At 73.0% G+C, this 11,908-nt stretch carries 8 protein-coding genes and 1 tRNA gene; 1 reads left to right on the forward strand and 8 read right to left on the reverse strand.

From position 1 onward, the window contains the following. Positions 1–59 precede the first annotated feature (59 nt). The 5 genes from rho to lysA all read right to left on the reverse strand — a co-directional run bounded on the left by rho (position 60) and on the right by lysA (position 7,384). Positions 60–2,147, reverse strand: coding sequence for a transcription termination factor Rho (rho, locus tag HMPREF3159_RS03145; RefSeq protein ID WP_070499632.1), 2,088 nt, complete (start codon positions 2,145–2,147; stop codon positions 60–62). Between the two features lie 342 nt (positions 2,148–2,489). Next, positions 2,490–3,404 carry a homoserine kinase gene (gene thrB, locus HMPREF3159_RS03150; RefSeq protein ID WP_070499633.1) on the reverse strand — a complete coding sequence of 305 codons (915 nt, stop codon included), beginning with the start codon at positions 3,402–3,404 and terminating at the stop codon, positions 2,490–2,492. Further along, positions 3,401–4,459 carry a threonine synthase gene (thrC, locus tag HMPREF3159_RS03155; RefSeq protein ID WP_070499634.1) on the reverse strand — a complete coding sequence of 353 codons (1,059 nt, stop codon included), beginning with the start codon at positions 4,457–4,459 and terminating at the stop codon, positions 3,401–3,403. The genes thrB and thrC overlap by 4 nt, the downstream gene beginning before the upstream one ends. 4 nt (positions 4,460–4,463) lie before the next feature. Beyond that, on the reverse strand, positions 4,464–5,819 hold the full coding sequence (locus HMPREF3159_RS03160) for a homoserine dehydrogenase (RefSeq protein ID WP_070499635.1): 1,356 nt from the start codon (positions 5,817–5,819) through the stop codon (positions 4,464–4,466). A gap of 152 nt (positions 5,820–5,971) precedes the next feature. Continuing rightward, the gene (gene lysA, locus HMPREF3159_RS03165) at positions 5,972–7,384 is read right to left on the reverse strand and encodes a diaminopimelate decarboxylase (protein WP_070499636.1); all 1,413 of its coding nucleotides are present in this window, start codon (positions 7,382–7,384) and stop codon (positions 5,972–5,974) included. Positions 7,385–7,716: 332 nt separating this feature from the next. Here lysA and HMPREF3159_RS03170 point away from each other — a divergent pair, with 332 nt between their 5' ends. Next, positions 7,717–9,993, forward strand: coding sequence for a bifunctional alpha,alpha-trehalose-phosphate synthase (UDP-forming)/trehalose-phosphatase (locus tag HMPREF3159_RS03170; RefSeq protein WP_070499637.1), 2,277 nt, complete (start codon positions 7,717–7,719; stop codon positions 9,991–9,993). A gap of 54 nt (positions 9,994–10,047) precedes the next feature. Here the strand turns inward: HMPREF3159_RS03170 and HMPREF3159_RS03175 are convergent. From HMPREF3159_RS03175 to HMPREF3159_RS03185, 3 genes are all read right to left on the reverse strand, one after another. After that, positions 10,048–10,120 (reverse strand) — tRNA-Arg (locus HMPREF3159_RS03175). Between the two features lie 78 nt (positions 10,121–10,198). Then, positions 10,199–11,257, reverse strand: coding sequence for a tRNA (adenosine(37)-N6)-threonylcarbamoyltransferase complex transferase subunit TsaD (gene tsaD, locus HMPREF3159_RS03180; RefSeq protein ID WP_070499638.1), 1,059 nt, complete (start codon positions 11,255–11,257; stop codon positions 10,199–10,201). Continuing rightward, positions 11,254–11,908 (reverse strand): M23 family metallopeptidase (locus HMPREF3159_RS03185; protein WP_070499639.1); only part of this gene is annotated, 655 nt, incomplete at its 5' end. The genes tsaD and HMPREF3159_RS03185, both read right to left, overlap by 4 nt.

Consider the following 11,908-nt stretch of genomic DNA (forward strand, 5'->3'; position numbering starts at 1 on the left):
CGGGACCGCTGCGCAGGGCAGCGGTCCCGGCCCGTCCGTCGGCCGTGGCGGCAGCGGGATCAGTCGCCGCTGCGCGCCCCCACGCTCGGGGTGTTCTTCTGGACCGTCATGAGGAACTCGGTGTTGGACTGGGTCTTCTTGACCCGCTCCAGCAGCAGCTCGAGCGCCTGCTGCTGCTCGAGGGCGCCGAGCACCCGGCGCAGCTTCCACATGATCGAGAGCTCGTCCTTGCCCATCAGCACCTCCTCACGGCGGGTGCCGGAGGCGTTGACGTCCACCGCCGGGAAGATCCGCTTGTCGGCGAGGTGGCGGGACAGGCGCAGCTCCATGTTGCCGGTGCCCTTGAACTCCTCGAAGATCACCTCGTCCATCTTCGAGCCGGTCTCCACCAGCGCGGAGGCGAGGATCGTGAGCGAGCCGCCGTGCTCGATGTTGCGCGCCGCGCCGAAGAAGCGCTTGGGCGGGTACAGCGCCGAGGCATCCACACCGCCGGAGAGGATCCGACCGGAGGCCGGGGCCGCGAGGTTGTAGGCGCGCGAGAGGCGGGTGAGCGAGTCCAGCAGCACCACGACGTCCTTGCCCAGCTCCACCAGGCGCTTCGCGCGCTCGATCGCGAGCTCGGCGACGATGGTGTGGTCCGAGGCGGGGCGGTCGAAGGTCGAGGCGATGACCTCGCCCTTGACCGTGCGCTGCATGTCGGTGACCTCCTCGGGGCGCTCGTCGACGAGCACGACCATGAGGTGGACCTCGGGGTTGTTCGCGGTGATCGCGTTGGCGATCTGCTGCATGATGATCGTCTTGCCGGCCTTCGGGGGCGCGACGATGAGGCCGCGCTGGCCCTTGCCGATCGGCGAGACGAGGTCGATGATCCGCGGTGCGACGGAGTTCTGCGCGGTCTCCAGGCGCAGGCGCTCGTCCGGGTACAGCGGGGTGAGCTTGGAGAAGTCCACCCGCTGGCGGGCCCGCTCGACGGGCATGCCGCTGACGGTGTCGACCTGCACGAGCGCGGCGAACTTGCCCTGGTTCTGGCCGCCCTTGCCGCGGCGGTTGCGGCCGCCGCCGTGGTGCTGGACCTGCTCGACGTGCTGCTCCTCGCCCTCGCGGGGCGCCTTGACCTGGCCGGTCACGGCATCGCCCTTGCGCAGGCCGTACTTGCGGACCTGGTTCATCGTCACGTGGACGTCGCTCGGGCCGGGCAGGTAGCCGGTGGTGCGCACGTAGGCGTGGTTGTCGCGGATGTCGAGGATGCCCGCGATGGTCATCAGCTCGTCGCCCTCGCGGACCTCGTTGTCGTCCTGCGAGCCCTGACCGCCCTGCTGGTTCTGGCCGCCCTGCTCGCCGCCGCGGCCGCGGCGCTTGCGGTCGCGCGAGCGGCTGCGGCTGCGGGAGCGACCGCGGCGGCCGTCGTCGTAGCCGTCGCCGCCCTGGCCGTCCTGCTGCTCGCCCGACCGGTCGGGAAGCTCGATGTCCTCGAGGCGGCGGCGCGGGGACCCGCCCTGCTCGTTCTGCCGGCCGCGGTTCTGCTGACCGTCGCGGTTCTGCTGATCGCCACGGCCCTGGCCGCCGCGCTGCTGCTGGTCGCGGCCGCCCTGCTGGTCACGATCCTGCTGGTCGCGGTTCTGCTGATCACGACCCTGCTGGTCACGGTTCTGCTGGTCGCGATTCTGCTGGTCGCGCCCGCCCTGGTCCTGCTGGTCGCCGCGGCGGCCGCGGCCGCCCTGCTGCGTGTCGGAGTCCTCGCGGGCGGCGCTGCGGTCGGGCAGCGCGATGCCCAGATCGGGGGCGGTCGCCTCGGGGACGGAGGCCTCACGGGTGCTGCGCGAGCGGGAGCGGGTGCGGGGACGCTCGGAGTCCACGTCGGACGAGCCGGCGGCCTCGGGAGCGGAGGAGGCGGCATCGGCGGGCGCCGAGGCGGCGGACGTCGACGCTGACGACGTGGGAGCGGTGGGCTCCGCGGCGGGCGCCGGGGCGCTCTGAGCAGGGGCGGAGGCGCCGACCGAGGCGGGGACCGCTCCCCCACGGAGCGCCTCGATCAGCTCGCCCTTGCGCAGTCGCCGGGCCCCCTTGATGCCGCGCTCGGCGGCCATGGCCTGCAGCTCGGGGAGCTTCTTCGCCGCGAGGTCCGCGCCGGAGGTGGTGTCGTTCACCCGGGTTCCTTCCTGTCGAACCGGCCGCGCCGGTTCATGTCTGGTCTGGATGCCGCTCAGGGCCGGGGGACGTGCCCGGGCACTGCGGCGGCGGGTCCGTGCAGGGGGTTCGTCCGCGGTGCGGGGCATCCGCGACCGACCTGCCGGTGTGCTTCGGGGTGCGTCGAGGGCGGCGAACGGACCCATGGGGCATCTCGACGAGGAGATGCGGGGACCGTGCGCGGCGCTGCTCGGAGAGACAGCTCAGCGAACACATCGGGGGCGCGGAGATCTGCGCAGAGGATCCCCCGAGGGGACCATGGTGCAGGGATCAGCGTCGTGCGATGTCGCCTGGACGCAGGGTCAACCTACCACAGGGGCAGAGGGCTGCTCACGCAGCGCCACCTCGGCGATCCGCCAGTCCGCGGGGTCGCGGACGAAGCGGCGCACCAGCGGTGCGAGCTCGCGGCGGCTGCCCGCCATCACGAGCACGGAGGGGCCGGCGCCCGAGATCACCGCGGGATGGCCCTCCCGGCGCAGCACCCGCATCAGCTCGACGCTCTCCGGCATGCCGGGGGCGCGCTGCTCCTGGTGGAGCCGGTCCTCGGTCGCCTCCATCAGCAGCTCCGGCGACCCGGCCAGGGCGTGGACCAGCAGCGCGGCCCGCGAGGCGTTGAACACGGCGTCGGCGTGCGGCACCTCCGCGGGCAGCAGGCCCCGCGCCCGGTGGGTGGACAGCGTCGCGGTGGGCAGCAGCACCACGGGGCGCAGCACGTCCGCGGCGTGGCGCAGCGGCACGGCCCGCGCCAGAGGTCCCTGCATCCAGGAGAGCACCGGCCCGCCCAGCAGCGCGGGCGCGGCGTTGTCGGGATGGCCCTCGAACTCGGTGGCGAGCTGGAGCACCGTCTCGTCGTCGAGCGCCTCCGGCTCCGAGACCATCCCGCGGGCGAGCAGGAGCCCGGCCACGGTCGCCGCGGCGCTCGAGCCCAGCCCGCGGCCGTGCGGGATCCGGTTCACGGCGTGCAGGGCCAGCCCGCTCTGAGGAGCGCCGGCGTGGTCGAGGCCGCGTCGCAGGGCCCGCACCACCAGGTGATCCTCGCCGTGGGGCACGGAGCCCTCGCCCTCTCCGTCGACGGTTATCTCGAGACCGCCGGTGGTCGCCCGGACGCTCAGCTCGTCGCACAGGTCCAGCGCCAGGCCCAGGGTGTCGAAGCCCGGGCCGAGGTTCGCGGAGGTCGCCGGGACCTGCACGGACACCTGCGTGTGCTGGATCCTCACAGCCCGATGGCCTCCGCGGCCGCCGCGATGTCCACCGGCACCACCGTCGGGGTGAGGTCGTGCTGGGTGAGGGCGGTGTCGGTGTCCTTCAGGCCGTTGCCGGTCACGGTGATCGCGATCGTCGCACCGGCGGGCACCTGCCCGCGCTCGGCCTGCTGCAGCAGCCCGGCCACGCCCGCGGCGGAGGCCGGCTCCACGAAGATCCCCACCTCGCCGGCGAGCAGCTTCTGGGCGTCGAGGATCTGCTGGTCGGAGACCGCGTCGATCAGCCCGCCGGAGTCGTCGCGGGCCTCGACGGCCAGGTGCCAGGAGGCGGGGGCGCCGATGCGGATCGCGGTCGCGATCGTCTCGGGGTCGGCGATCGGGTGTCCGGCGACGAAGGGGGCGGCGCCCGCGGCCTGGAAGCCCCACATCGCCGGCAGCGAGTCGGTGATCCCCTTCTCGCGGTACTCCTTGTATCCCATCCAGTAGGCGGAGATGTTCCCGGCGTTGCCGACCGGCAGGACATGGATGTCCGGGGCGCGGCCCAGCGCGTCGGCGACCTCGAAGGCGGCGGTCTTCTGCCCCTGCAGCCGGAAGGGGTTCACGGAGTTCACCAGCTCGATCGGGTGCTCCGCATCGAGCTTGCGGGCGATCTCGAGGCAGTCGTCGAAGTTGCCGTCGACCTGGATCAGCTTCGCGCCGTGCACCACGGCCTGGGCGAGCTTGCCCGCGGCGATCTTGCCCTGCGGGATCAGCACCGCGCAGGTGATGCCGGCCGCTGTCGCGTAGGCCGCGGCGGAGGCGGAGGTGTTGCCGGTCGAGGCGCACACCACCGCGGTCGCGCCGTCGCTGACCGCCCGCGACATCGCCGAGACCATGCCGCGGTCCTTGAAGGAGCCGGTCGGGTTCATGCCCTCGACCTTCACGTGCACCTCGGCGCCGACGCGCTCGGAGAGCGCAGGGGCGGCGACCAGCGGGGTGCCGCCCTCCCCGAGGGTCAGCAGGGTGTCACCGTCCTCGAAGGGCAGGTGCTCGCGGTACTCGGCGAGGACGCCGCGCCACTGATGGGCCATGGGGTCAATCTCCTTCGATGCGGAGGACGGAGTCGATGCTGAGCACGGTCGCGGTCGAGGAGAACATGTCCAGCGACGCGGTCATCGCGCTCTCGAGCGCCCGGTGGGTGCTGATCCCGATGTGGGCGCGGGACTGGGAGCCCTCCTCCCGCGAGTGGAGGAGCTCCTGGTGGATCGTCGAGATCGAGATGCCGTAGCCCGAGAGGGTCCCGGCGATCTCGGCAAGCACGCCGGGACGGTCCTGCACGGTCAGCGAGATGTAGAAGGCGCTGCGCAGCTCCTCGAGCGGGATCGACTCGAGCTCTGCGTAGCGGGACTCGCGCGGCCCCACTCCCCCGTGCACGCGGGAGCGCGCCGCGGAGACGACGTCGCCGAGGATCGCCGAGGCGGTCGGCGCGCCGCCGGCGCCCTGGCCGTAGAACATCAGGGAGCCGGCCGCCTCGGCCTCGATGAACACCGCGTTGTACGCCTCGGAGACGGAGGCCAGCGGGTGGGAGTCGGGGATCAGCGCCGGGTAGACGCGGGCGGAGATCCGCTCCCCGTTCTCCTCCTCGACCCGCTCGACGATCGACAGCAGCTTGATCGTGCGGCCCATCCGCCTGGCGGCGGCGATGTCCTGCGCTGAGACGGCGGTGATGCCCTCGCAGTGCACGTCGGCCAGGCGCACCCGGGAGTGGAAGGCCAGCGACGCGAGGATCGAGGCCTTCGCCGCGGCGTCGTGTCCCTCGACGTCGGCCGTCGGATCGGCCTCGGCGTAGCCGAGCTCCTGCGCGCTCGCGAGCGCGTCGTCGAAGTCGGCGCCGGTGCGGGTCATGGCGTCGAGGATGTAGTTCGTGGTGCCGTTGACGATGCCCATCACGCGCTGGATCCGGTCCCCGGCGAGGGACTCCCGCACCGGACGGACCAGCGGGATGGCACCGGCGACGGCGGCCTCGAAGGAGAGGTCCACGCCGTGCACGTCCGCGGCCTCGTAAAGGGAGGCGCCGTCCTGGGCGAGCAGCGCCTTGTTCGCGGTGATCACGCTCGCGCCGTGCTCCATCGCCTCCAGCAGCAGGGCACGGGCCGGATCGTTGCCGCCCATCACCTCGATCACGAGGTCGGCCTCTCGCACCAGGGCGCCGGGGTCGTCGGTGAGCAGCGCGGCGGGCACGTGCTCGCCGCGGTCCTTGGTCCGGTCGCGCACAGCCACCCCGATGACCTCGAGACGGGCGCCGATGCGATGGGCGAGCTCGTCCCCCTGCTGCGCGATCAGGCGCAGCACCTCGGTGCCGACCGTGCCCGCGCCGAGCACGGCCACGCGCAGGGCGGGGAGGGAGGAGGTGTCCGGGCTCGCCGGAGGCTGCGGGACGGTCTGTGACATCTGCGAAGGGTCCTTCCACAGGGGCCGACGGGCGGGAGGGGCGGGCGTGTGCACTGTAGCCGAGGTGGCCGCGCCCGCGTGACCGCGCATGAACGCGTGCGTCCTGGCCGGGGCGGGACGGCCGGGCCGTGCGGTTCGCGGGAGGGGCGGGCTCAGCCGACGTCGAGGCCGAGCAGGTCCTCCTCCGTCTCGCGACGGATCAGGGTGCGGATCTCCCCGTCCTTCACCGCGATCACGGGAGGTCGCGGGACGTGGTTGTAGTTCGAGGCGAGCGAGTAGCAGTACGCGCCGGTGACCGGGACCGAGACCAGGTCGCCGCGGCGCACGTCGGCGGGGAGGTACTCGTCCTTGACCACGATGTCGCCGCTCTCGCAGTGCTTGCCGACCACGCGCACCACCTCGGGCTGCTCCTCGGAGACGCGGCCCGAGAGCAGGCAGGAGTAGTCCGCGTCGTACAGGGCGGTGCGGACGTTGTCGCTCATGCCGCCGTCGACGGAGACGTAGAGGCGGTGGTGGGGGCCGCCCAGGCGCACGTCCTTGACGGTGCCGACGGAGTAGAGCGTCTGCGTGGAGGGGCCGGCGATCGCGCGGCCGGGCTCGAAGGAGACGTGGGGGACCTCGAGCTCGAGCTCGTGGCACTGCTTCTCCACGATCCCCGCGATCCCGCTGGCGAGGGCCTCCGGGGTCGAGGGCGTGTGCTGGGTGTTGTACATGACGCCGAAGCCGCCGCCCAGGTCGAGCTGGGTGATCGTGTGGTCGAGCTCGTCACGCACCTGCGCGACCAGGTCCAGAACGCGCCGGGCCGCGACCTCGAAGCCGGCGGTGTCGAAGATCTGGGAGCCGATGTGGGAGTGCAGGCCGACGAGGTCGAGGTGCTCGGCGACCAGGACCCGGCGCACGGCCTCGAAGGCCGTGCCGCCGGTGAGGGAGAGCCCGAACTTCTGGTCCTCGTGGGCGGTGGCGATGAACTCGTGCGTGTGCGCCTCCACGCCCGTGGTCACCCGCAGCATCACGGCGGCGCGCAGGCCGAGCTCGGCGGCGATGGCGTCGACCAGGTCGATCTCGTCCAGGGAGTCCACGACGATCCGGCCCACCCCCGCCTCGAGGGCGCGGCGGATCTCGGCGAGGGACTTGTTGTTGCCGTGCAGCGCGATCCGCTCGCCGGGGAAGCCGGCGCGCAGGGCGACGGCGAGCTCGCCGCCGGTGCACACGTCCAGCCCCAGTCCGTCCTCCTCGACCCAGCGGGCGACTGCACCGCACAGGAAGGCCTTGCCCGCGTAGTAGACGTCGGCCCCGGCGAGGGGGCGGAAGGCCTCAGCGAAGGCGTCGCGGAAGGCGCGCGCCCGGTGACGGAAGTCGTCCTCGTCGAGCACGAAGGCGGGGGTGCCGACCTCCTCGGCGATCCGTGCGACGCTCACCCCGCCCACCTCGACCGCGCCGTCCTCGGTGCGGCGGGGGGTGCGGGACCACAGGCCGTCGATCAGGGTGTTGACGTCGCTGGGGTAGGGCAGCCACGTGGGGGCCGCGTCGTTGCCGTGGAGGGCACCGGCTTCGTGGGCGCGCATGGGGGCTCCTGGTCTCGCTCGAGCCCGCCGCACGGGCGGGCCGCGCCGTCGGCGCCCCGGAATCGTACGAGCGCGGCCCGATCGTGCGGGCGCGGGTCCGCACCGCGAACAGCTCGCGCCGGCCCGCCCACCGTTCGGTCGGACGTCGTCCGCGCTGGTCGCGGGCTCATGAAGGGCCTGGTGAGGACCCAGTGCACAGTCCGGGGCGGACGGCGCGTGAGCGATCGCACTTGATAGGCTCGCAGCATCGGCGCGGGTGCCGCGGGGGCCCGCGCATGAGAGCCCGACGCGACACTCCGCCGCCTCAGTGCTCGACCCGTGAAGGAGTACCGGTGCCCACCACCCCCACCCCCAAGGACCGCTCGCACGAGCTGGTCGTCGTCGCCAATCGCCTGCCCGTCGACTCCCGCACCCTCCCCGACGGGGCCACCGAATGGGTCACCAGCCCCGGCGGCCTGGTCACCGCGATGGAGTCGGTGATGCGCACGGTGGACTCCGGCGCCTGGGTGGGCTGGGCCGGATCGCCGGGCGAGCCTCCCGCCCCCTTCGAGGCCGACGGGATGAGCCTGTACCCGGTGCGGCTAGAGCAGGAGGACGTGGAGCGCTACTACGAGGGCTACTCCAACGCGACCCTGTGGCCGCTCTACCACGACGTGATCGTCGATCCCGAGTTCCACCGCGGCTGGTGGGACTCCTATCTCGCGACGAACCGCCGCTTCGCCGACTCCGCCGCACCCGTCGCCGCCCCCGGCGGCACGATCTGGGTGCACGACTACCAGCTGCAGCTCGTGCCCCGGATGATCCGGGAGAAGCGCTCCGACGCGCGGATCGGCTTCTTCAACCACATCCCCTTCCCCTCCGTCGAGCTGTTCTCCCAGCTGCCCAAGCGCAACTCGATCCTGCGCGGGCTGCTCGGCGCGGACCTGATCGGCTTCCAGCGCGAGAGCGACTCGCTGAACTTCGTCGCCGCGGTGCGGAAGCTGCTGGGCTACCACGTGGACGGGTTGACGATCTCGGTGCCGGGCGTCGGCGCCGCCCCGATGCGGGAGGTCGAGGTGCGCACCTTCCCGATCTCGATCGACTCCTCCGCCGTCTCCGCGCTCACCGAGGACGAGGAGATCCGCGAGCGTGCGCGGGCCCTGCGCCACGACCTGGGCGACCCGGCGAAGGTGGTGCTCGGGGTGGACCGGTTGGACTACACCAAGGGCATCCGCCACCGGCTCAAGGCCTGGGGGGAGCTGCTGGACGACGGTCTGATCGATCCCCACGACACGGTGATGATCCAGGTCGCGACGCCGTCGCGGGAGCGGGTGGAGGCCTACCGGCAGCTGCGGGACGAGGTCGAGCTGACCGTCGGCCGCATCAACGGCGAGCACGCACCGCTGGGCCGACCCGCCGTGTCCTACCAGCACCACTCCTTCGATCGCCGCGAGATGACCGCGCTGTTCATGGCCGCCGACGTGGTGCTCGTCACCGCCCTGCGGGACGGCATGAACCTCGTCGCCAAGGAGTACGTCGCCTCCCGTCCGGACCTGCAGGGCGTGCTGGTGCTGAGCGAGTTCGCCGGCGCCGCGGACGAGCTGCGCGCGGCGGTCCTGGTGAACCCTCACGACATCGATGAGCTGAAGTCCGCGATCCTGCGCGCCCTGGCGATGCCCGAGGAGGAGCAGGAGGAGGCGATGCGCTCCCTGCGCCATCAGGTGATGGAGAACGACGTGCAGTCCTGGGCGCACGACTTCCTCGAGCACCTCGAGCACGCCGGCCGCGAGGCGCAGGCCGCGGTGCCCGTGGTGAGGCTGCGCGGCGACGAGCCCAGCGCGCCCGAGGAGATCGACGAGGCGCTGCGCGCCTTCGCCGACGTTCCGCGCCTGCTGATCGCCTCGGACTTCGACGGGGTGCTCGCCCCGATCGTCGAGGACCGCGATGCGGTCCAGCCCGATGCCGAGGCGCTCGGCGCGCTGCGGGACCTGGCCGAGATGCCCGGCGTCGCGGTGGCGCTCGTCTCCGGCCGCGCACTGGAGGATCTGGACCGGCACACGCAGATGCCGAGCTCCGTGGTGCTCGTCGGCTCGCACGGCGCGGAGGTCGGTGCGCTGCCGCCGTGGATGCAGGCCGAGGTGCTGGACCGCTCCGCGCTGTCGATGACACCGGAGAAGGAGGAGCTGCTCGCGACGATCACGACGACTCTGCGCCGGATCGCACGCGCGCATCCGGGCACCGAGGTGGAGACCAAGCCCACCGCCGCCGTGCTGCACACCCGCAGCGCCCGGGGCCGAGGCGGCATCAACGCCACCGAGTCCGCGCTCGAGTACGCCACCACCCTGCCGGACGTGACCGTCACCCCCGGCAAGGAGGTCGTCGAGTTCTCGGTGGTGCACACGTCCAAGGGCGTCGCCGTCGATGCGCTCGCCCGGGCCAGCGCCTCCGACGCCTGGCTCTACCTCGGCGACGACGTGACCGACGAGTCCGTCTTCGCCGCGGCCGCGGAGCAGGACGTGACGCTGAAGGTGGGCGGCGGCGACACCGCGGCGACCCTGCGCATCGCGGACACCGTCGCGGCGCGCGAGGTGCTGCAGCGCCTGCGGGAGCTGCGCGGCGAGCAGGGCTGACCCCCGTGACGACTCGAGCCGCGTCCCCGATCGGGGACGCGGCTCGGAACTCGGTGCCCGCGACAGGATTCGAACCTACGACCTTCTGCTCCGGAGGCAGACGCTCTATCCACTGAGCTACGCGGGCGGACTCCAGGAGTCTAGCAACACCTGGGGGCGATCGAGCACGCCGGCGACGCGAGCGACCGAGGGTGTGAGAGGGACCTCACCGCAGCAGCGGGAGCTGGGCCCCGTGGAGCACGGCGGAGGGGTCCGCGGCGATGGAGAGGCCGCTGGGCTCGGCGCCGGAGCGCACCAGCAGGTCGCCGACCGCGGCGATCATCGCGCCGTTGTCGGTGCACAGCCGCGGCGGCGGGATGCGCAGCTCGACCCCGGCGGCGTCGCAGCGCTCCTGGGCGACAGCCCGCAGGCGGGCGTTCGCGGCGACCCCGCCGACGATGACGAGGGTGTCCAGCCCGCGCTCCTGCACGGCGCGCAGCGACTTGGTGACCAGCACGTCGACGACGGCCTGCTCGAAGGAGGCGGCGATGTCCGCGACGGGCACGGGCTCGCCGGCGCGCTCGAGGGTCTCCACGGTGCGGGCCACGGAGGTCTTGAGTCCGGAGAAGGAGAAGGTGAAGGGCGCATCCCCGGGCCGCAGCATGGCGCGCGGGAAGGCGAAGGCGGCGGGATCGCCGCCGACCGCGGCGCGGGAGATCGCAGGCCCGCCCGGGTAGCCGAGACCCAGCAGGCGGGAGACCTTGTCGAAGGCCTCCCCCGCGGCATCGTCGAGGGTGTCGCCGAGGTGCTCGATCGGATCGCGCACGAGGTCGCCGACAGCGAGGATCGAGGTGTGCCCGCCGGAGACGATCAGGACGATGGACTGCTCGGGCAGGGGGCCGTGCTCGAGGGTGTCGGCGGCGGCGTGGCCGGCGAGGTGGTGCACCCCGTACAGAGGCTTGTCCAGCGCCCAGGCGATGGACTTCGCGGCGGCCAGTCCCACGTGGACGGCGGTGGCGAGGCCGGGACCGGAGGTCACGGCGACATGGGTGATGTCCCGCGCCTGCACGCCCGCGTCGTCGAGGGCGATCTGCAGCGTCGGGACGACCGCGTCGAGGTGCGCGCGGGCCGCGATCTCGGGGACGACGCCGCCGAACATCGCGTGCTGGGAGGCGCTCGAGGCGAGGCCCTGGCCCAGCAGGATCCCGTCCGAGACGATCCCGAAGCCGGTCTCGTCGCAGGAGGACTCGACCCCGAGGACGACGGGCGCGCCGGAGGAGATCACCGCAGCAGCGACATCGGGTCGGAGTAGTTGCCCGCCTCGTCCATCTTCGCGAAGTGGAGGTGGCAGCCGGTGGAGCGGCCGGTCGAGCCGACGTAGCCGATGGTGTCGCCCTGGGCGACGGTCGCGCCGACCGAGGTGTTGAAGCCCTGGAGGTGGTAGTAGCCGGTGACGACCCCGTTGCCGTGGTCGATCTTCACGCGGTTGCCGGAGGCGTGGTGGTACTCGACGGCGACGACGGTGCCGGACTTGGCGGCCTTGACCGGGGCGCCGCAGGCGGCGCCGAAGTCGACGCCGTCGTGGCCCTTGTAGTAGCCGAGCACCGGGTGGATGCGGCCGCCGTAGCCGGAGGTGATGGCGCCGGAGGAGGGGCGGATGTAGCCGGAGTCGCTGCCGACGACGGCCTCGGCTTCAGCGGAGTCGGAGCCCTCGACGGAGTCGGTCCCCTCGGAGGAGGCGGTGCCGGCGGCGCCCTCAGCGCCCGCGGCGGCCTCGGTGACGACGGGCTCGGGCTCGGGCACGGAGACCTCGATGCCGGTGCTCTCGGCCTCGTCCTCGGCGGCGTCCTCCGCGGCGGCGGGGGCGGTGCGCTCCTCGGAGCGGCTCGCGGCGTCGCCCTCGGCGGTGCGCTCCTCGACGGCGGCCTCGGTGGCC

Source organism: Brachybacterium sp. HMSC06H03, assembly GCF_001807385.1.
GTDB lineage: Bacteria > Actinomycetota > Actinomycetes > Actinomycetales > Dermabacteraceae > Brachybacterium > Brachybacterium conglomeratum.

Bases quoted from the DNA above. Each gene is read 5' to 3' on its own strand.
- thrC (WP_070499634.1), bottom strand. From the start codon at position 4,459: ATGGCCCATCAGTGGCGCGGCGTCCTCGCCGAGTACCGCGAGCACCTG.
- HMPREF3159_RS03160 (WP_070499635.1), bottom strand. From the start codon at position 5,819: ATGTCACAGACCGTCCCGCAGCCTCCGGCGAGCCCGGACACCTCCTCC.
- lysA (WP_070499636.1), bottom strand. From the start codon at position 7,384: ATGCGCGCCCACGAAGCCGGTGCCCTCCACGGCAACGACGCGGCCCCC.